At 61.3% G+C, this 22,664-nt stretch carries 9 protein-coding genes; 4 read left to right on the top strand and 5 right to left on the bottom strand.

The window, feature by feature from the left end; genetic code table 11:
* Positions 1 to 3: 3 nt before the first annotated feature.
* The 5 genes from FD715_RS20140 to FD715_RS20160 form a co-directional block, all read right to left on the bottom strand.
* A complete protein-coding gene (locus tag FD715_RS20140) occupies positions 4 to 2,019 on the bottom strand; it encodes an acyltransferase family protein (RefSeq protein ID WP_147114298.1) in 2,016 nt (671 codons plus the stop codon).
* A 355-nt stretch (positions 2,020 to 2,374) separates the two neighbouring features.
* Positions 2,375 to 4,390 (bottom strand): hypothetical protein, encoded by a 2,016-nt coding sequence (locus FD715_RS20145; RefSeq protein WP_147114300.1) that lies wholly within the window; start codon positions 4,388 to 4,390, stop codon positions 2,375 to 2,377.
* Positions 4,391 to 4,394: 4 nt separating this feature from the next.
* Positions 4,395 to 6,377 (bottom strand): hypothetical protein, encoded by a 1,983-nt coding sequence (locus FD715_RS20150; RefSeq protein ID WP_223275000.1) that lies wholly within the window; start codon positions 6,375 to 6,377, stop codon positions 4,395 to 4,397.
* A gap of 367 nt (positions 6,378 to 6,744) precedes the next feature.
* Complete coding sequence (gene xrtD / locus FD715_RS20155; protein ID WP_147114307.1) at positions 6,745 to 8,358, bottom strand: VPLPA-CTERM-specific exosortase XrtD; 1,614 nt, start codon at positions 8,356 to 8,358, stop codon at positions 6,745 to 6,747.
* A 74-nt stretch (positions 8,359 to 8,432) separates the two neighbouring features.
* The gene (locus tag FD715_RS20160) at positions 8,433 to 9,290 is read right to left on the bottom strand and encodes a class I SAM-dependent methyltransferase (protein ID WP_147114311.1); all 858 of its coding nucleotides are present in this window, start codon (positions 9,288 to 9,290) and stop codon (positions 8,433 to 8,435) included.
* A 607-nt stretch (positions 9,291 to 9,897) separates the two neighbouring features.
* Between FD715_RS20160 and FD715_RS20165 the strand changes: the two genes are divergently transcribed.
* The 4 genes from FD715_RS20165 to FD715_RS20180 are packed head-to-tail and all read left to right on the top strand — an operon-like array spanning position 9,898 to position 22,664.
* Positions 9,898 to 16,311 carry a type I polyketide synthase gene (locus FD715_RS20165; protein WP_147114314.1) on the top strand — a complete coding sequence of 2,138 codons (6,414 nt, stop codon included), beginning with the start codon at positions 9,898 to 9,900 and terminating at the stop codon, positions 16,309 to 16,311.
* Positions 16,308 to 17,327 carry a glycosyltransferase family 2 protein gene (locus FD715_RS20170; protein WP_147114317.1) on the top strand — a complete coding sequence of 340 codons (1,020 nt, stop codon included), beginning with the start codon at positions 16,308 to 16,310 and terminating at the stop codon, positions 17,325 to 17,327. The genes FD715_RS20165 and FD715_RS20170 overlap by 4 nt, the downstream gene beginning before the upstream one ends.
* A gap of 16 nt (positions 17,328 to 17,343) precedes the next feature.
* Positions 17,344 to 22,014: a MupA/Atu3671 family FMN-dependent luciferase-like monooxygenase gene (locus tag FD715_RS20175; RefSeq protein WP_147114319.1), complete on the top strand. Its 4,671-nt coding sequence runs from the start codon at positions 17,344 to 17,346 to the stop codon at positions 22,012 to 22,014.
* A complete protein-coding gene (locus tag FD715_RS20180; protein ID WP_147114322.1) occupies positions 22,011 to 22,664 on the top strand; it encodes a 4'-phosphopantetheinyl transferase in 654 nt (217 codons plus the stop codon). Before FD715_RS20175 ends, FD715_RS20180 begins: the two co-directional genes overlap by 4 nt.

Consider the following 22,664-nt stretch of genomic DNA (forward strand, 5'->3'; position numbering starts at 1 on the left):
GCCCTACTGTCCTACAAGAACAGGCTGGAAAACATCCCGCAAAAGGAGGGCACCGGTATTGGTGACGTGATTGTTGTCAAAGTAGTAGGGAGTGCCGTCAAACACCGCAGAGCAATGGGTGTCAGAACACAGCCGGGACCAAAGATCGAGGACCGTAATGCCCGGCGACTGTTCGATCAGGCTCAGGGCCGCACTGACGGTCGCAAACCTGTCTTGCAACGCGTCGCGTGTGACCTGGCCGGTTGTGGCCAGAAGCGTCGCTGTGTCTGTTCGATTGAACGCAAGGGCCCGGGCGGCGTCACGTGTGGAGTAGTCAAAGATTTCCGGCACCTGTTCGAGCACGAAAAGCTGTTCGACCTTTGGCGCAAGGGTTGCCACAGTATGTTCCAGAGCTTGGGTGAACAAATCCTGCTGGGTTTGATCCGGTGCCAGCGGACCGTCGGGCCGTGCTTCCAGCGTGATCCAGTTGTGGCTGTCTGCGCCGGTTCCGGTGCCTTCGGCGTAATAGCTCCAGCGACCGATCATCAACAGCCGTTCGATCGACGGCGTTGCGGCGAGCCCCTCGGCCACGACATCCACGGACCGCGCGCAGAACGCCTCTTGCGCGGGGGTCGAGACCAGTTCGTCTTTTAGGACACCCAGCAGGGGCGGGCAGCCCGCGTGCCAGATCAGCAGCCCGGGCGCATCGGCCTCGGACGCGGCGAGGTCCACGCCTTCCTTGAAGGCGCGGGCGTGGCTGTCGCCCCAGACCAGAAATTGCGGCGGGCCGTCCGGGCCGATTGGGCAAATCTCGATCCCGGCCCAGGCGCCGTCCTGTGGCTGTGTGCAACGTGACCAGTCCTGGATAAAACCGCGTGTGGCGGCGATGAAAGGGCGCGCTTCGCTGGGGAAGCGGCCCGGCAGACCTTCGGAAAATGCAAAAGATAGTGCCCCGGCAACCAACGCCGTGGCCGCCGCGCCGTAGCTCGTCACGAGGTGCCAACCGGGCAGGGCCCCCCGACGAAACGGGGTTTCGACATATTTCAGGGATAGCCACGACACGGCGATGGCGGCCCCCAGCAAGACCGGAATTTGCCAGAGTGTCGGCGCGGCCCCCTGATAGTTGTGGAGCAGCGTCACCATCGGCCAATGCCACAGGTACAGCGAATATGAGATGAGGCCGAAGAACAGCGCGGGTCGGCTGCACAGCGTACGATTGACGAGGTTGTCGTCCTGACCGTTCAGGATGATCAGCACCGCGCCTGCGACCGGCACAAGCGCGTAGAGCCCCGGAAAATGATCACCGGCCTCGAACAGGAAAACGGCCCCCGCAATCAGCGCGATCCCAACCCAGCTGAGTGCGGCATGCACCCGCCATGTCAGCCCCCGACGGTATCCGACAATGGCGAGGCACACACCGGCCAGCAATTCCCAGGCGCGGAACGGGAACAGGTAAAAGGCGGCGGGGGGCGAGATCGTCATCATCCACAGGCACCCCAGCAGGGACAGAACGCCAAGGATGATCAAAACAACTGGCAAATGCGCGCGCCAGCGGGCCAGCCCGATCAGCAGTAGCGGCAAGACGATATAAAACTGCTCTTCGACTGCAAGCGACCAGGTGTGCAGCAGGGGTTTCAGTTCGCTGGCCTGATCGAAATAGCCTGCGTCATTGAAGTAATGCACGTTTGCCAGATAGACGGTCGCGGCAACGAGTTCCTGACCAAACTCCCGAAAGTCGAAAGGCAGCAGGACAAACCACGCCCCGATCAACGTCACAAACGCCATCAACAGGTAGGCGGGGGCCAGTCGCCGAATGCGCCGCACAAAGAACGCACCAAGTTTGATCGTGCCGGTGGTGTCGAGTTCCGCCCAAAGGATGGAGCCAATCAGAAAACCGGAGATAACAAAAAACACGTCAACGCCCACAAAGCCGCCGTCCAGACCGCTGACGCCAAAATGGTACAGTACGACCGGCAGCACCGCGACCGCACGCAAGCCGTCGATCTCAGGCCGATAGCGCGTGTGTGGCGTGTGGCTCATGTGCTGACGTCCATGTCAAAGGTGCAGCGTTTCATGTGTTTGTGTCTGAATTCATTGAAGTATCATCATGGGTTAGCATGTTCGCATACTAAAACAAGCGCCCTGACAAAATGGAGTTAAGAGTTCTTGAAAAGCGCGGCTTTTCGGTCGCATTCGCGGATGTCGTTCTGGATGCGGTGGTTGCTTGGCAAGTTGCAGAGCAGATGCCGATAGAAGTTCACCTCATTGATCTCAAAAAATCATGTAATGTGAATTATGTATAAAAAATGGCAGAGACGATATCGCCTCTGCCACCTTGTTTCGATTGACGTCCCGACCACAACATCGTCACCGACGCGGTGCGGTCTATCAAGGCTTAACCAACCTCGGTTGCCCCGAACGAAGCCGGTTCCGGTCGAAGGTCACCCCTGAAATCGGTATGCGCATTTGGCTCGGTCAGGGCCTCGCCAAGTGCTGGCGAATTCAATGCGGGCATCCAGATCGTTGCCATATCGGTCGGGTGGGCAAACTGCGTAGCCAAAGGTGTCGACGAGTTGCGATACCCGAGGTAGCGCGGTTCGAAAGCGCGTATCGCCGTCATCGGCGCGTACCGCCGCCCTTGTGCGCCCAATGCAGGTGCGTGGATCAGATTGTTGCGTGGGGTCACGCTGCTGAAACCAATCGAATCCCGCACCTCGGCCGCCACGATATCCGTTAGGTTCACCAGGGTATTGTTGTAGAACAGAACCGGCGTTCTTTCGTTTGCAGGGTTGCCCTGCCCGCCGCCTTCCATCCACAGGAACCCGCCCTGAATACCGGCGTTGAACCCGCCAATAGATCCGCTGTTATGCGAGACCGGGGCGAAGATCGCCATGTTGTTCCGGATCGTGCTTCCGCCGTGGCTGACTTCGAAAATCGCGCGGGACTGAAACCCGGCGATCAGGATGCAGCCTTCGACGAGCGCATTAACGAGATTGCGTGCCGTGCCCGCATTCTGGCTGTTGATCGACAGCGGGGTCCACGCCGCTTCCATCGCACAGGATTGCACGTTCAACCGCGCGCCCGCATGTCGGGCTGATGTATTCCAGCGCACGCAGGGCTGCGTCGCCGAAATCCCACCCCACCGCGCCCAGCCATTGAGCGAGAAGAGATCACAGGCACTGATGACGGATCGCCACGGGTCGGTAATCCGGATCGGCGCGTTCGGCTCATTGGTCCGATCACCGCCAGCCTGTGCATTCGGGTTTTGCGCAATCCGGCAGCCTGTGATGGCATGGCTCGATTGCGACGCTTCAAGAATGCCGTACCCACCCCATTCGGTGATCGTACAGTCATTGTATGTCGCCACACGGTTCGTGACCCCCCGCCCTGACGGCCAGTCGCTGCCATAAAGCGTGATCCCCCAACCGGTAAAGTTACAGGCATCGAAGGTGACGCTTGTCGGACCTGATCCACCGCTTGCCACTTGATAGAAGGTCAGGCGCACACCGCTCTCATTGATCGCGTTCCATTGGCCGCGAAAATCAATGTCCGAGAACACGGTCCCGCTCGAGGCAGACGCGGAATTGCCAACGGAGTTGTCGTAAAAGACATTCGCTTCCTGGCCGGCAAACCCTGTCGCTTGCACCACCGGCTTTGCCGCATCAGACGGTCCCGTGCTGGGACGCGCTTGCATCCTGAGGCTCACGCTGGCCGCACCAGAAGGCTGGTATAGCGAGATGTCGGATGGCGAGATGGTGTAATCCTGCCCGCGTTCCAGCACGATCCGACTGGCGCGCCTGGCATTTGCCATGACATTCCACGCATCCCGAATACTGGTGAACTGCAATGCGCCGCCTGGGGCATTCGCAAACGAACCCGAGGGATCGACAAACAGTGTGGCGGTACCCCTGTAAAAGCTGTCAGGGTCTCCAACCGTGACCGTCGCGACACCCTGTCCCCACTTGCCAGAGGACGGCTCAAGCACAGCGACCCGGACGGTAAAGGTGTCCGCCGAACGATAGGTGTGCGCACCCAGCGGGCCTCGCATATAGCGGCTCGATGTCCGGTTGCCACCGTCCGCGGTGTCCATGTCGGCAACCTTGGTCGGCGCCTCGAACGTGTAGTCCTCACCGAAATCCCAGAAGATGACCTTGTCATGGTAGCTAGGATCGTATTGGCCAACCGGCAGCGTATCCGTGTCAAAGCCGTTCAGAGTGACGTCAAACATCATGCCTTCGGGGGCCACTTGATGCTCTGAGCGCTGAATGTTGATCTCAACACTCGTCCCAGGTGCGGCGGGGCGATCCCAAACGGTTTCGCCGTTTGCCACCTGTCCCCACGCGTTGACTGTGACGCCGCCAATGGTCACCGTCGATCCTGCCGAAAAACCGGAAAATGCAATATTGGGCATGGTCTTAAACTCCGTCGAAGGCAACTGTGGTCATGGATGCACCATGCTGCCACGATGGCGCACCGCCATCTATCTGCAAGGCACTGGTGAACGGCCCGACCGAGACGTCTTCCGCGCTGGCGCAGGTGCTACCGAAAAAGGCCGTGAGGCGTGTTCCAACAGCATCCGTTCCAATCCAGTCCTCATTCCCGTTCATCCTGTCCGAATAGCCTGCACACAAGGACAGGACGAGGTTTTGAGAAACAGAAGGCGCAACAGATGTGGACAGGCGCTCAGCCGTTCTGGTTTGCGCGCCGTCGGCAGCCACGCGCGTGCCACCCGAAACGATCGCGCCCACAAAGATGTGGCCGTTTGAGCGTGACGCCCCAAGATCGACGGCAATAGCAGCGTCTTCCGAACCGTTGCTGGTCAAAACCAGTTCATACAGATACCCGCTTGTCTTGTTTCCGTTCGCTCCTGCCGCGGCACTCGCAATCCGCGTCATCACCTGGCCATCAACAGTCAAGGCAACCGGGGCTGACGCGCTGTCTGTGCCGTAGTGGATCACAACCGTGTCGCCCGCAGAACCGGCCGACAGGTCCATCGTTGCGGATGCCCTCGACGTGTTGTCATAGTTCGCAGCCGCCGGAGGCAGCGTGAAGGTGGGTGTCGCAGCCTGAACAGGCAGTGCATCAGCGATCGCGACCTCGTTTGAGTTGGCCTCTGCCATGTTGGCGCCTTGCGTCCCTCGCGCAGCGATCGAAAGGGTGGTTCCAGCATCCGCCGCATCAATCAAAAGCGTTGGATTGTTCGGATCCCGCGTATCGACATCATTTGTGGCGTCGGTCGTATAGGAGACCGCAAGGTCGCCTTGTTCCGGATCATAAGCAAACAGCGCCGGAACAATGGCCAGTCTGTCACCTGCAGCGGTATTCTCGTCACCGACCAGAACAGGCGGCACCAGAGGAACCGCGCCCGCTTCTAGTGCGGCCGCTGTCACGTTATACGTGCCGTCGTAACGGTTTTCCGCATCGTCGATGATAAAGCTGCGTCCGTCATTGCCCTCGATCTCCAGCGTTCCATCGTCACTCAAAACGACATTGAACGTGGCTGGCAACGCTGAAATCTCAATGCCGTTCGTCACGCTTTCCGCAGTTCCCGCACCTTGCGATGCGGTCGCGGTTACAACCAGTGTCGTTTCCGCATCCGCCGGATCCACCAGGACGGTGGGTGCAGAAGGATCGCTCGCATCAACAACGCTCGCACCATTGGTGGTGTACTGCACCGAAATGGTCCCAAGTGCCGGGTCACAGGCAAACAGAGCCGGTACAATGGTAAGCGTTTGACCCGCTTCGGGTGTCGTGGTCACACGCAGAACTGCCTCATCAAGCGCAACCGGACCGGAGATCAGATCGGCGGCCGAGTATGTGCCGTCGTAGACGTCATTCGGGTCATCCAGATCGAAGATGCGCCCGTCATTGCCCACAATCTCCAAAAGACCGCCTTCTGTCAGCCGCACGGCAAAAACGTCCTGTTGAACGCGAACAGTGACCGGATTTGAAACGACACTATTCGCGCCATTCGGTCCCGTCACAGTCTCGATCAGTTGTAGGCTTTGGTCTGCATCTTCCGCGACGGGGCTGTATTCAGGGCCTGTCGCACGGGAAATATCAACGCCATTGCGTTGCCAGCGATAGCTGCGTGTCGGGGCTTCGCCATCATCTTGGCACGCCCAAAGGCCGGGCACAGCAATGCGCAGCGGCTCGTTCTCGGCGGTCTGTTCAATCTGCGGCGCCAGAACACTCACTGGCGCGTCTGACAGAAGGTCACTTTGCAGTGGGTAAAGACCTTGGTGCGTGGCTGGCGCGAAAACGCCCGCAACTACGATGCCTGCGTCGGCCGTCATTGGCAGAAGAAAATCGGGTTCAACTGTTTCAAAGACTTGGACATTCAGGGTTCCGGGGGACGGTGCCTGGCTAAAGCCAAGCCCGATTGCCATTGGACTCATTGAAAGTCTCCGTAATGTTTGATGCTTTTTGAGGATCGCGAACAAGACGCGTGCGATTGGAGTGGCCCAGCCGGGCGGCGACAAACGCTATTTTGTCGCGTCGCAGCGCCGCCTGTTACACCGACAAGATTTCGTTCATTTGCAGAACTCCGCACGGGTTTCAGACGACGACGCAACAGCCAGGCTGGCCAGCGTCTTATTCGCGCCGATGTGCGCTGCAACTGGTTTGCCCAGTGCCCTTGCGTATCATCGACGCCCCCAAAAAGACTAAAGTTGTATTAACATGATCCTACACAACCGTACGTTGCATACGCCTGTTGCAGCGCCGAGAGAGTGACGCTTACTTTTTCACAGCAGTAGTAAATGTTTAGGTTGTCTTACCGCTCGGAACGAAACGAGGCAGCGGTCCTTGAAGGTTGTTCAGAACGTCCTGCAAGCGACCCTCAGCCGCGTGTTCGGGTTCACCGTCCAACAAGGGTGTCATCAGCCGGACAAGCGCCCCGTCCGTTCGGCCGGTTCGAATACCATCGACCATCAGCCAGTATTTGGCCTCGAAATCCCAGGCGATGCGACGGCCCTTCTGTTCGAACCAATAGTAAACCATCATCTTCTGCTCGCCCTTCTGAATGATGGCTTTGTTGATTTCAAAAGGGGCATCGCTGCCAATTTCGGCCGCAACGTCGCTTCGCTCCAACCAGGCAATTTCCCAGCCACCGCCCGGCAAGCAAATCTCGGGGCTGTGGACACCGCCCTGTGATTGGTCCGCGTACCACGCCATGAACACCGCAACACCCGCGTCCGCCTGTGGTTGCGCCAAGTCTATGTGCAGGTAGTCGTCGGCCTGCAGGGTCTCTTCCACCTCGGGCGCCAGAAACCGTTGCGGTCCAGACCGGCGCCAGTCTCCAAGCTGCGAAGGGAACAGCGCAAAGCTGTCACGCGGTGGAACCGCACGCTCACGCTCCGGTACGCTTTGAAATGCCAGAAAGACCGCCAAAACAGCAACCGTCGACCCAATGAGCGCGGCAGAGGGCTGGACCAAGCGCAGCCGCATAAGCTGCTGTCCCAATCCTTCAGTGTCGAGGTCAAGCGCTTGCGTCAGGCCCGTCTTGCTCCGGTTCAACATCAGCAAAACCTGCGCCAACAGGAACAAAAGCAGGATACAGGACAGGAAAATCACCCAGCCCTCAAAGAAGTGGGTGAAGCCATCCAGCCACTCGACGCCGTAATAACTGACAATGATACCGGCCAAAGCAATGCGCAGCGAATTCATCAGCACGGTGATCGGTGCCGCCGCAAGTAGCAGCACCGCCTTGTGCCACATCGGCCCTTTGTAGAGGATCGCGAAGATGTAGGAGAAACTGAGGATCGGAAAAAGGTAACGCAGGCCCGAACAGGCTTCGGCCACGTGCAGCTTCATGATCCCCAGATCAATGATGTTCCCGTCCAGAAACACCGGAATGGAGAGCAGTTTCAGGAACACAACGCCCAGCTCAGACGAAATCAGCTGAAGCCACGTGGTCATCTTGTAGTACAGCACGCCGGGCAACGGCAGCATGTAAACAAGGTGCAGCACGGCAGGCCAAAAATGCTTGCCCGTAGACCAGCCAAAGCTGACCAAAAGCAGGCCACCCACCCAAAGTATCAGGGCGTAGGCCACGATATCGTCGATGTTTGCAAGCTGCCCCAGCGTGCCCAAGGCGATCGAGGCAAGGATGACAATCACGCCCGGCCAACGATCACGCACCAGGCCATGGTTCTCCGGCACCGACTTGAGCTGGCGCAGGAACAACAGCGCCGACAATACGGGTATCAGCGGCCCATGGCTGTACTCCGGCAACTGCCAGGCCGCCAACAACGCCCGCGTTCCATCCCAAAAGAACACAAGCGCACCAAGCGTCGCGATCAAAATCCAGAAGACACCCCAGCTGACAAAGCCGTGCTGCCGCTCACGGCTCGGATCCTGTTCCTCAACCAGCGCCATTCAAGTCAACCTTCGCAGGCGAATGGCGCAGCACCACACCATGTAGGGCCGTAGTGGTAACGCCTTAAACGCTGTCATTGCACGACATCTTGCGCTTCGGGCTTCTTCCACGTGGTCCGCAGGATGTTGGTCAGCAACTCCTCATCCCGGTACGCAGCTAGCGCACCGTCGGCCCGCAGCTTGTCCAGCTCCGTTTTCATAGCGTCAGGCGTCGGCAGTCGTACATTGTCGGAACCGTTCCACGTGCTCTCGAAGCTCTCGAGATACTCGTTCAAACGCACCTTGTTCACATAGCAGTTCGGCTTGACCAAATGCTCGGTTTCGGGACGCAGATGGGCCCAATACGGAAATCCGTTCCGGTCGCCCGCATAAATCCGTGGATCATGCGCACCGCTGTCGCTGGTATAGAGATGCGTGTGGATATGCGCGACGCCACCCGGACGCAGCACACGGGCCACTTCCTTCATCACAGCGACAGGGTTAGGCAGGTGTTCGAACACGTTATGCGAAACAACAACGTCAAAGCTGTTGTCCGGAAAGTCCATGTTCTCCGCATCCATCACACGAAATTCGATGTCCACTTGCGTGACGCCGATCATGTTGCGCATCGTCTTGTCGTATTTGCGCGACAGGCCCGTCACGTTCTTGATGGCGTTCTTGGCGGCGCGCGAAATGCCCCTGTCCCGCAAATCGTCCCGAAAGTCTTTCAAGACCTTGCCGGATGGCGCCGGCTCAATATCAATGCCGACATACCGGTTGCGGGCACCCAACAGATATCTGAACGCAGACCGCTGACCCGAACCGACCTCAAGCACATCACAACCCTCGACGGGCCGTCGCAACATGGTGGCGATGTTGCTTTCGGTTTCACGTGCCGCTGTCACCGCATCGGCAACCGTCCCACTGACGTCCTGGAAGTTGCTTTTGTACAAGGACCATAGTTCGTTCAACGAAGCTGATTTCAGATATGTCGCCAAAACTCAGACCTCCCGGCGTCGGGACAAACGATTGTTCAAAAGCAATGCACTGCATCCAAATATGAGCGACGCGTCTCGCGCCCGGACAGAATGCAGTTTTCCCGCATCAGACGCCCGGAGACGCGGCACCGCACAATGCCGCACGAACATCCCAATGATTTTGTAAAAAGCAAGGTTATTATGAGGCATTTGCAACCTTGGGGATCAATATTTGTTGAAAAACATGCGGAGTGTACGCGCAACGCACCCCCAATCTATTTGTGTCGCGCCACCATATCGCTGGCCTCTCCACACGCGTGACGCGAATACGCGCGCGGCAGGCGCAGACAGGTCACACCTGGCGCAAAATGTGAACCCATTGTGCAAAGTATCAAAGATATCAGGCCCACACGGTATACACATGCACCGGTAAGCATGATGCAGCTAGAAACTGGACAACCGGGTCAGAATGCATAATGTTCAATGTGGTTTTCTGGACTTCTAATTTTGGCACGTGTGCGGCCCATTTTTGGCGTATTCCTTGGGTAAATTGTAATCAACCGTAGTTCGAGTTCACCTATTCATGACTGACATAGCAATCATAGGCATGGCCGCGCATCTGCCAGGGGCAGATGATATCGAGGCGTATTGGTCCAATCTCAAGAACGGGATTGAGTCCATCAGGCACTACTCGCGAGAGGACCTTCTTGCCGCAGGCGAAGCACCGCATCTGGTGGAACGGCCCGACTATGTGCCAGCGGCGGCACCTCTCGATGGGTTTGAAACCTTCGATCCCGACTTCTTCGGTCTTTCGCCCAAGGAAGCGGCGATCATGGACCCCCAGCATCGTCAATTCCTGGAAGTGGCATGGGAAGCGCTTGAGAACGCGGGGCGCCCCCCGTCCAGGGCCGATGGCCCAATCGGCGTCTATGCGGGCTGCGGCATGGGCAGCTATTTCTATTTCAACATCTGCTCAAACCGCGATCTGGTCGACGATGTGGGCATGTTTCTGCTGCGTCACACCGGCAACGACAAGGATTTCCTGGCCACCCGCGTCAGCCACATCTTTGACCTCAAGGGCCCCAGTATCAACGTACAGACCGCCTGCTCCACCTCACTGGTTGCGACGCACTATGCCGTTCAGGCGCTCCTCGCAGATGATTGCGATACGGCCATCGCGGGCGGCGTGACCATCGAGCTGCCCCAACATCGCGGTTACCTCTACAAAGAGGGCGAAGTGCTGTCGCCGGACGGCCATTGCCATGCCTTCGATCATCGGGCGCAAGGAACGGTATTCGGCTCGGGTGCGGGCGCGGTGGTCTTGCGCCGCCTCGAAGACGCGGTGCGTGATGGCGATCACATCTGGGCCGTCATCAAAGGGTCGGCCATCAACAATGACGGCGCGGCCAAGGCGGGTTACCTCGCCCCTTCCGTCGACGGACAGGCCGAAGCGATTGCCGAAGCACACCTGATGTCCGGCATCACCGCCGACACCATCGACTATATCGAGTGTCACGGCACCGGAACCTATCTCGGCGACCCGATTGAAGTCGCCGCCATGACCCAAGCCTTCGAAGAGACAACGGACGAAACCGGATTCTGCCGCATCGGATCGGTCAAGACCAATATCGGCCATCTCGACACAGCCGCCGGGGTTGCGAGTTTGATCAAGGCGTCGCTGTCGCTGCACAAAGGCCAAATTCCGCCCTCGCTCGGGTACGAGGCGCCAAACCCCGCAATTGATTTCGAACACTCGCCCTTCCGCGTCAACGACACGCTCAGTGATTGGGTCAGCCACAAGGGTCCGCGCCGGGCTGGTGTGAATTCGCTCGGCGTCGGTGGTACAAACGCGCATGTGGTTCTCGAAGAAGCACCAGAACGCGCGCCATCGGAGGAGTCCGACTGGCCGTTCCAGATGTTGGTGATGTCGGCACGGTCCAAGGCCGCGCTCGACGGCAACGCACAAAAACTCGCGGCGCATCTACAGACACGCACCGATCAGGACCTGGCCGACGTGGCCTGGACACTCAAAGAGGGTCGGCACGCCTTTGAACACCGCCGGATCGTCGTGGCCGAAACGCATGAAGAGGCCGCACAAAAGCTCGAAACCAACGACCCGCGACAAGTCTTCACCCATACGGCTCTGGACACGCCCGATGCGGTGTTCATGTTCCCCGGCGGCGGGGCGCAATATGCCGGGATGGCGCGTGATCTCTATGAAACCGAGCCGGTCTTTGCCGAATGGATGAACAAGGGGCTTGAGATCCTCGCCCCCAAACTCGACTATGACATTCGCGCGCTCTGGCTGCCGGAACCGGGGACCGAGGCAGACGCCGACGCCAAGCTGACCCAGCCCTCCGTGCAGCTGCCGCTGATCATGATTTGCGAGTACGCGCTGGCGCAGCTCTGGATGAGCTGGGGCGTGCAGCCCACCGCATTGGTCGGCCACTCCATGGGCGAAAACACCGCCGCCTGCGTGGCCGGTGTTATAAGCTTTGAGGATTGTATCGGGCTTGTGCATCTGCGCGGACGGCTCTTTGACACCGTCCCAGCTGGTGGCATGCTGTCCGTCGCCTTGCCCGCAGACGCCCTGCAGCCCCTTCTGGGCAACGATCTGGATCTCGGCGCGGTCAACGCGCCCAATCTGTCAGTCGCAACCGGCCCTCAGGCCGCCCTTGATGCCTTGGAAAAAGAGCTCGCGGAACGCGATGTCGATTGCCAACGCATCCCCATCGACATCGCCGCACACTCGCGCATGCTGGAACCCATCCTGCAGGAATTTGGCGACTATCTGCGTTCCATCGACCTGAATGCGCCGCAAATTCCCTTTACCTCCAACCGCTCGGGCCAGATGATTACCGAGGCCGAGGCCACATCGCCGGACTATTGGGTGGGCCACCTGCGCGGAACCGTACATTTCGCCGACTGCATTGGCACGCTGGCACAAAAGAACCGCATCTTTATCGAGGTGGGGCCGGGCAAGGCACTGTCATCGCTGTGCGGGCAGCATTCGGATGTCGAGACCAACCAGGTTATCTCGTCCCTGCGGCATCCCAACGACACGGCCGCCGATGACGCCTACTTCATGGCGATGCTCGGCCGCGTCTGGGCGTTGGGCGGCGACATCGACTGGACCCAGGTCTGGGGTGAAACCCGGCGCGTGACGCTGCCGCTGCCCACCTATGCGTTCCAGCGGGCACCCTACTACATCGAACCATCACAAGCGCCGGTTGAAGACAGCGTTGAATGGCTGATGCGCAACGACGATCCCGACAGTTGGGGCTGGCGTCCCGCGTGGCGCCCCGCGTATGCCGGGTGCGACATCGATGTGACGGGCGACTTGTCCGGCATTACCCCGGAACGCTGGCTGGTGTTTGCGGATGACGCAGGCCTGTGCGATGCCGTGACGGATCGACTGGTCGCCGCCGGTCACGACATCCTGACCGTACGCGCTGGGGACACGTTTGCGCGCGATGGCGACACCGGCTACATCCTGTCGCCGGAACGCGGGCGCGACAGCTATGATGCGCTGATCAGTGACCTGATGGAGCGGGAATTCCTGCCCACACGGGTGCTGCACGGCTGGCTGGCGACGACCAAGGAAACGTTTCGGCCGGGTTCCAGCTTCTTCCACCGCAATCTGGAACAAGGCTTCTTCAGCCTCCTGTTCCTGGCCCAAGCCATGGGTGACGAAGGGTGGAGCCATCCCATTCACATGACCGCACTCACCTCCGGTGCGGTGCAGGTGACCGGCGAGGCGCTGCAATACCCTGAAAAGGCAACGCTTGCAGGCCCCGCACGTGTGATCGGGCGCGAGTTCCCACAAATCACTGTCGGCACACTCGATCTGGATCTTCCACAATCAAAGGGACGCACGACCTCTGACCTGACCAGCTTTGCGCACCCGGTGCTCGAAGAACTGCTATCGCCGCCAACCGAAACCGCCGCAGCCCTGCGCGGAGCGAAACGCTACGAAATGTCATGGCGGCCGCAGCCACTCGACGCTGTCGAGACCGGCCAGACGCAGTTGAAAGACCAGGGCGTCGTCCTGATCACCGGCGGTTTTGGCGGCATCGGGCTGACGCTGGCCGAACGTATGATCAAGACGGCGGGCAGCCGCATTGTTCTGATGTCACGCGGCGGTCTGCCCCCGCGCGAGGATTGGGACAAGGTGCTGGCCAACACCGCACCGGGTGACGCCCTGCCCCGCCGGATCAAGGCGGTGCGGGCACTCGAAGCGGCGGGAGGCGACGTCCTGTGCCTCGCCGGTGACGTCTCCAACGTCGAGGATATGCGCGCCCTGCGCACCGAGGTTGAGGCGCAAATGGGTCCCGTATCCGGCATCATCCACGCCGCTGGCGTGATTGCCGACGGTCTGATCCAGACCAAGACCATGACCGAGATCGAGGATGTCTTTGCTCCCAAACTGCACGGCACACGCGTGATAGAAGAGGTCTGGCCCGATGGCGATCTGAACTGGATGGTGCTGTTTTCCTCCAGCTCCACCGCAACCGCGCCCGCGGGTCAGGTCGACTACGTCGCCGCCAACGAATACCTGAACGCCTATGCCAAGGCACGCGCCGGGGACAAAACCCGCGTGCAGGCCATCGGTTGGGGCATCTGGGCGGATGCAGGCATGGCGGCGGATGCCATGGCGGCACGCACCGGCGCCAGTGAAGAGGCCCCTGTGTTACCAGCAGGCATGCCGCTGCTGGACCAAAAGACATTCGATGCCGCAGGTCACCGCATTTTCACCGCTGATTACACGGTCGCAGACCGCTGGGTGCTGCACGATCACCGGACCGCGGCGGGCGATGCCCTGATGCCCGGCACCGGCTATCTCGATCTGGCGGCACAAGCGCTGCGCGCCCAGGGCGAGACCGGTCCATTCGAAATCCGCGATCTCTATTTCCTGCGCCCGCTGGCCGTCAGCGAAAGCGAAACCCGCGACGTCACCCTGCGTCTGCCGCGCAGCGAGACGGGATATGACTTCGAGGTGCAAAGCGGACCTGACGGGTCAGTTGAGATGAACGCGCAGGCCCACCTGTCGCTCTTGCCAATGCGCGCACCCGCACCGATTGACGTCGCCGGGATCGCTGCGCGCTGCGCCACACCCGTGCGCGCGCCCGAGGGCGGCGCGCTCAAAGCCGCGCAAGAGGCGCTTTTGCAATTCGGGCCGCGCTGGCGCGTCTTGCAATCCATGGCCCTCGGCGCTGGCGAAGGCCTGGCCGAGTTGTCACTCCCAGAAACCGCGCAAGGCGATCTCGAGGCGGGCTACCGCTTGCATCCCGGTCTGATGGACATCGCCACCGGTTGGGCCATGGGCCTCATCGAAGGGTATGACCCCCAAGCCTACCTTTGGGTGCCGGTCAACTACCGCTCGGTCAAAGTCTTCCGCGATGTGCCTGAACGCATCGTGTCTTGGGTGCGCAATGCAGGTGAAAACCGCGCAACAAGCGAAATTGCCAGCTTTGACGTGACCCTTGCCACGCCCGAAGGCGAAGTCTGTGTCGAAATCCGGGGCTTCTCCATCCGGCGCATGGAAACCTCTGTCGGATTTGCCGCAACAGAAGAGACGCCCGCCCCGACCGGTCCAGAAACGGTCCAACCGCTGTCGCCCGCCGAAGAACGGCTGCGGCACAATCTGGGTCAGGGCATCCGGGCCGAAGAAGGCGCCGACCTCTTCCTGCGTGCGCTGGCGCTCAAGACGCCGCAAGTGATCCTATCCTCTCTCGACATCCCCGCCATGATCACACAGGCCGGACAGGTCGAGGATACCAAATCAGGCGGCGGCCAGACCTTCGAACGCCCGCAACTCGACAGCGAATATGCCGAGCCCGAGGGCGCAATTGAAACCACACTCGCCGGGTTCTGGGCCGAACTTCTGGGCGTGGACCAGATCGGCGCCAACGACAGTTTCTTTGATCTGGGCGGGCACTCCCTCATCGCGGTGCGGCTCTTTGCGCAGATCCGCAAGACGTGGAACGTGGATTTCCCGATCTCCGTCCTGTTCGAGGCCCCAACCATCCGCAAAGTCGCCGCTTTGATTGCCGAACGCGGCGTGTCGGACGAGAGCGGCGAAGCCCCGGTTGGCGACCAAAGCGACGCGACACCCACACGCCGCTTCACCCATCTGGTGCCGATGCACTCGGGCGAAGGGGGGCCGCGCGCGCCGTTCTTCCTGGTCGCTGGCATGTTCGGCAATGTGCTGAACCTGCGCCATCTGGCGCATCTGTTGGGCACTGACAGACCCTTCTACGGCCTGCAGGCTCGCGGTCTCTATGGCAATGAGGAACCTCACCGCACCATCGAAGAAGCGGCAAGCGACTACATCGCCGAAATGCGCCAGGTTCAGCCCGAAGGGCCCTACATGCTCGGCGGTTTCTCCGGCGGCGGGATCACCGCTTTTGAGATCGCACGACAACTTGAGGCACAAGGCGAGGAAATTGGCGCCGTCATCCTGCTTGACACACCCCTGCCACAGCGCCCGCCGCTGACGCGCCGCGACCGGGTGATGATCAACTGGCTCAACCTCAAGTCCGAGGGCTCGTCCTATGTCACAACATGGGCCAAGAACCGCATCGCATGGGAGCTACAGAAGCGCCGTGGTGGCAGTGACGAACCCGCCGAAGAAGGTCAGCAGTTCCACGACGCCGCTATCGAGGCCGCATTTCTGGAAAGCGTCGGCCGGTATGAAGTGACCCCGTGGGACGGCCCCCTGACACTGTTCCGCCCACCCCTGCTCGCCGAATGGGAGGTGGCACCGGGCCGTCTGGTCGACAAAGACCGGCACTACATGTACCCCGACAATGACTGGACACGGTTCGTGCCTGGGCTCGCCATCTACGAAGTGCCGGGCGACCACGACTCCATGGTGCTTGAACCCAACGTGCGGGTGCTGGCAACGCGCATGAAGAAGGTTCTGGAGGCTGCTGAACTTGAACTGGCGCAGCGTCCCGCACCGGGCGGTCCATCATTCCGGGAGGCTGCGGAATGACCGCAGCGCAACCGACCGTTCTTACGATCATCCTGAACTACAAAACCGCCGACATGACACTGCAGTCGGTCGAAGCGGCGCTTGCAGCCATGGACGGCATCGCGGGCGGTATCCTGATTGTCGACAACAACAGCCAGGACGGATCATTCGAAACGCTTTCGGCACATGTGTCCAAACAAGGTTGGGATACAGGCGACCGTGTGCGGGTGATCCAATCGGGCCGCAACGGCGGCTTTGGTGCGGGCAACAACGTCGGCATCCGCACAGGGTTGCCCGGAAACGCACGGCCCGATTACGTCTACATCCTGAATTCCGACGCCTTTCCTGCACCAGATGCGATCCGCGTGTTGCTGAACCACCTGGAGGCCATACCCGGCACAGGCTTTGCCGGCAGCTACATCCACGGCCCTGAGGGCGACACACACCTGACCAGCTTCCGTTTCCCCTCCATCGCCAGCGAGTTCGAAGGCGCGATCCGCTTCGGTCCTATCAGTCGCCTTCTGAAAAACAGCAAAGTTCCGATCGAGACGCCGACCGATACGATGACGGTTGATTGGCTGGCGGGCGCTTCGGTCATGATGCGCCAATCGGTGTTGGACGAAATCGGCCTCTTTGACGAAACCTTCTTCCTCTATTTCGAAGAAACCGAACTGTGCCTGCGTGCCGCGCGGGCGGGGCACAAAACGGATTATCTGCCTGCCAGCAAGGTGGCGCATATCGGTTCCGCCTCCACCGGCATGAAGGAATGGAAACGCACGCCCGACTACTGGTTCGACAGCCGTTGGTACTATTTCTCCAAAAGCCATGGCCGCGCCTATGCTGCGCTTGCCACGCTTGCACATCTGGTGGGCGGCGGCCTTCACTGGTTGCGCTGCGCGGTAACCCCCAAAACACGCGGCGTCTCACCGGGTTTTCTAACCACTTTACTCACCCACGATTTTCGCGCGCTCCTGACAGGGCACCGCGCCTTCACGGTGCCTGACCCGTCAATCCCCGCGCCACAACCCAAAGTCTAGTTCAGGGATTTTCCCCATGTTGTCATTCAGTACCATTCTTATCGGCCACGAAAGCCTTGTCATCCAATGTGGTGAGCTTCTGCGCGATGCAGGGCACCGCATCTCAGCTGTGGTCACCCGCAACAACGATGTCAAAAACTGGGCAGCAGATGCCGCGCTGCCGGTCGTCGCCCCGGCCAAGGGGCTGGCCGACCGGCTTTCCGGCATGGACTGCGATTGGCTCTTGTCCATCGCCAATCTCGACATCCTGCCCGACGCTGTCCTGACCCTGCCAAAGCGCGGTGCCGTGAACTTCCACGACGGCCCCCTGCCCGCCTATGCGGGGCTCAACGCGCCGGTCTGGGCAGCGCTTTCGGGCGAGACCACGCACGGCATCAGCTGGCACCTGATCGAAGGCGGCGTGGACGAAGGCGACGTGCTGGCCAGCGCCACGATCAACATTGCACCCGAAGACACGGCCCTGACCCTGAACACCAAATGCTACGGCGCGGCCATCGAAAGCTTTCCTGCGCTCATGGCCGAGCTTGCCAAGCCGGAGCCGAACCGACGCAAACAAGACCTGAGCCAGCGCAGCTATTTCGCCCGCGACGCGCGGCCCAATGCGGTTCTCGACTTCAACCAGCCCGCTACAGATCTGGTGCGGATGATCCGGGCCCTTGATCACGGCGAATACTGGAACCCGCTCGTGCTGCCCTCGTTTGAGGCGGGCGGCAAACTGTGGCTCGCGCGCGCGGCACATGTGTCCGAGAGCACATCTGGCGCCGCACCGGGTGCGGTCCTGATCGCAGATGGCGACCAACTGGGCATCGCGACAGGTCAAGGCGACCTCGTTCTGACCCGCATCACGGACACATATGGCCGCGCAGTCACGCCGGGCGAGATCACCCGCACCGGTGCCATCCTGCAAAGCCCGTCCTCCGACAAACAGGCCGAGCTGCAGGCCACTCTGGCCCCGCTCGCCAAAACCGATCCAACATGGCGCCGCGCGCTCGAAGATATTGCGCGCACGGACCTGCCCTTGATCGGGTCACCCGATGGCCCCGCTCAACCCCTCGCGCGCGACATCACCGCCCCTGAGGGCGTCACACCGGACCAGATCCGCGCAGCCTTTGCCCTCCTGATGTCACGCGTGACAGATGACGGGCGGGCGGACTTTGCCCTGTCGATGCCGGGCAACCACGCCTATCTCAGCGACTGGGTCCCCCTTCAGATTACGGCTGATGACAGCTTCGCAGCCATGACAACGGCGCTGTCCCAAGCCATCGACGCCGCCCGCACGCGGGGGCAGTTTGCGGCCGACCTCATCGCCCGGCTTCCTGACAGCGATGCTGCCCTGCCAGCCCTGGCCTTCAGCGACACGGCAGAGGCTGGCCTGATCGGCCCCTCCGCCCTGACACTCGCCGTCACCGAAACCGGCACAACACTCTACGCAGACAAGGCCCGTATCGACGAAACCGCCCTTGATCTTTACGCCGCACGGCTCACACATCTGCTGGCACATCTGGACCGCACAGACACGACCGCCGATCTGCCGATCCTGCCCGAGGCCGAGCGGCAACTCACCCTGGTCGACTGGAACGCCACCGACACAAGCTATAACCCCGACCAATGCGTCCACCAGGCCTTCGAAGCGCAGGTCGCACGCACACCTGACGCCCAAGCGCTCGCTTTCGAAGGGGAAAGCCTCAGCTACACTGACCTGAACAAAGCGGCGAACCAATTGGCCCACAAGCTTGTCGGCATGGGCGTAAAGCCCGGTGTCACCGTGGGCCTGCACCTGCCACGATCCTCAGGTCTGGTCATCGCAGCCCTCGCGATCATGAAGGCAGGGGGCGCGTACCTGCCCATGGACCCCGCCTACCCCGCGGATCGCACGGCCCTCTATCTCGAGGACAGCCAGGCAGGCGTGGTCATCACCAACGCCGAGCTTGCCGCGGCCCTGCCCTCCAGCTCCGCCCAGATCCTCGATATTACCACATCCGTCGCCGACCAGCCCCACACCAACCCGACCAGCACCGTCACCGGCGCCGATCTGGCCTACATGATCTACACCTCCGGCTCGACCGGGCGGCCCAAGGGTGTGATGGTGGAACACCGCAACGTCGCCAACTTCTTCGTCGGCATGGATGACCGGATCGACCACAGCACCGGCAGCGTGTGGCTGGCGGTCACTTCGCTCAGCTTTGACATCTCGGTGCTGGAGCTTTTCTGGACACTGGCACGCGGCTTCAAGCTGGTGCTGTCAGGTGACGAAAACCGGGCCCTCGTCGCGGGCGACAGCGATACGGGCGGAGGCGGCGTGCCCGGCGGTATGGAATTCAGCCTCTACTACTGGGGCAATGACGACGGGCGGGGGCGCGACAAGTACCGCACGCTGCTCGAAGGCGCGAAATTCGCCGACCAGAACGGGTTCGTCGCGGTCTGGACGCCGGAACGGCACTTCCACGCCTTTGGCGGCCCCTACCCGAACCCCTCGGTGACCGGCGCCGCCGTGGCAGGTGCCACGCAGAACATCGGCGTGCGCGCGGGATCCTGCGTGGCGCCACTGCACCACACCGCCCGCATCGCCGAAGAATGGGCCGTCATCGACAACCTGACAAACGGCAAGGCGGGCCTCGCGATTGCCAGCGGCTGGCAGCCCGATGACTTTGTGCTGCGACCCGAAAACACGCCGCCGGAAAACAAGCCCGCCATGTTCCGCCAGATCGCCGATCTGCGCAAATTGTGGGCCGGGGAACCTGTGGCCTTCCCGCGCAAGGACGGCCAGTTGCACGACGTCGTCACCCAACCGCGCCCCATATCAAAAACGCCAAACCTATGGGTCACCACCGCAGGCAATCCCGAAACTTGGAAAGAGGCCGGGCGCAACGGCTGTCACGTGCTCACACACCTGCTGGGCCAGTCGGTCGGTGAGGTCGGGGAAAAGATCAAGCTTTACCACCAGGCGCTGCGCGAAGCGGGCCACGACCCCGCCCGCTTCAAAGTCACGCTGATGTTGCACACCTACCTCGCCGCAACGCGCGACGAAGCCCGCGAAGTCGCACGCGAACCCATGAAGGATTACCTGCGCTCGGCCGCCGGTCTGATCAAGCAATACGCCTGGGCCTTCCCCGCCTTCAAACGGCCCGAGGGCGTGGACAACGCCTTCCAACTCGATCTCGGCTCCCTGACCGAAGAAGAGCTTGAAGGGATCCTCGATTTCGCGTTCGAACGCTATTTCAACGACAGCGGCCTCTTCGGCACGGTCGAAGACGCCATCGCGCGCGTGGTCGAGGTTAAGGACATCGGCGTGACCGAGATTGCCTGCCTCATCGACTACGGCATCGACGTGGACACCATCCTCGACGGGCTGCACCCGCTGGCCGAGGTCCTGCGCAAGACCAACGCAGGCAGCGGCCCCGCCGCCGATGATTTCTCGATTGCCGCCCAGATTACGCGCCACAAGGTCACGCATTTGCAATGCACACCGTCCATGGCACGGATGCTGGTGATGAACGAAGAGGCAAGCACCGCTCTCAGCGCCGTCAAGCACCTGATGCTCGGCGGTGAGGCACTGCCCGGCGCACTGGTCAGCGATCTGAACGCGCTGACGGACGCGCATATCGAAAACATGTACGGCCCGACCGAGACGACAATCTGGTCCACCACCCGCACCGCACGCGCGGATGCCGGCGTGGTCGGCATCGGCACGCCCATCGCCAACACACAGGTCTACATCCTCAACGACAAACACGAACCGCAACCCATCGGCGTGGCGGGCGAACTTTATATCGGCGGCGACGGCGTCACGCGCGGCTATTGGCAACGCGCGGATCTGACGGCAGAGCGTTTTGTGCCTGACCCGTTCGCGGCCAAGGACGGCGCCCGGATGTACGCCACCGGCGATCTGGCCCGCTGGCTGCCAGGCGGAGAACTGGACTTCCTCGGGCGCGCCGACTTCCAGGTCAAACTGCGCGGCTACCGCATCGAACTGGGCGAGATCGAAACGGCCATCGACGGTCTGGACGGTGTCCGCCAGTCGGTGGTGGTCGTTCGCGAAGACATCCCCGGCGTCCAGCAACTCGTGGCCTACTTGCTCGCAGATGGCAGCCCCGAGGAACCGGCGCTCAAAGCAGCACTGGCCGAGGCACTGCCCGCCCACATGATCCCGGGCCGCTTCGTAACACTCGACAGCTTCCCGCTGACCCCCAACAAAAAGGTCGACCGCAAGGCGCTGCCAGCCCCCGCCGCGCCAACACGGCCCAAGCCGGTGACGCCTGCCGCTACGGACAACGCGCCAGTGACCGCCGCGAACGACGCTTCGGGCTTCGACGGGGACGTCACTGCCGCGATCAGTGGCATCTGGACATCCATACTGGGTGTGTCCGACATCTCGGCGCGCGACAGCTTCTTTGATCTGGGCGGGCACTCGCTGCTCGCTGTGCAGGCCCATCGCGAGATCAAGGCGCAGCTAGGGGTGAACAAACTCTCAATCACGGACATCTTCCGCTTCCCGGTTCTGGGCGATCTTGCAAAAGCGGTTGAGGGCAAGCTCGAGGCGCCAGCGCCGAAACCGGCGGTAGCCTCTGCACCCGCAGAACCGGTGAAAGTGCCCGAACCCGTCGGAGCAGAGGCCGCACCAGCATCCCGCGCTGACGCCATGGCCCAACGCCGGGCCATGCGCGCCGCGCGTCGCAAAGGCAGATGATCGACCTCGCGCGGCTGGCAGAGGTCGCCGCGCAACATGTCCCAAACGGCTTCGGCGTCGGCGCGGCGGACCCGTCCGCCCCCGCTACAGCCCTGCTGCCCCCGGAGCGCGCCGCAACTACCGGCATGATCGACACGCGCCTGCGCGAGTTTTCCGCCGGCCGCGCCGCCGCCCGTCAGGCGATGGCCACCCTTGGCCTGCCCCCGGCTGCCATCCCCATGCAAGGCAACCGCGCACCCCACTGGCCCGCAGGCCTCTTCGGATCCATCACACACACCTCGCACGCCGCCCTCGCTATTGTCGCCCGCAGCACCGCAGCGCAGTCCATCGGCATCGACCTCGAAGAGGCGACGCCCCTGCCCCAAGACCTCTGGGACGTGGTGCTGACACCCGCCGAACGCGCGCGCACCCGCGACGGCGCAATTGCAAAACGCATCTTCTCGGCCAAGGAGGCGGCGTACAAAGCGCAGTTTCCCATCACAGAGCAGCCGCTGGAATTCACCGACATGACCATCAAATTTGAGGGATCGCACATGCGGGTCCACAGCACGCACCCGGCGGTCAAACCCCTGCTGCCAAAGCTACATGCGCAGTCGATTGAAACCGGCCTCGGGGTTTACCTGTCGTTGGTGTTCATTTCGGCTGAGTGA

Origin of the sequence: Tateyamaria sp. syn59 (assembly GCF_007995245.1) — a bacterium.
GTDB lineage: Bacteria > Pseudomonadota > Alphaproteobacteria > Rhodobacterales > Rhodobacteraceae > Tateyamaria.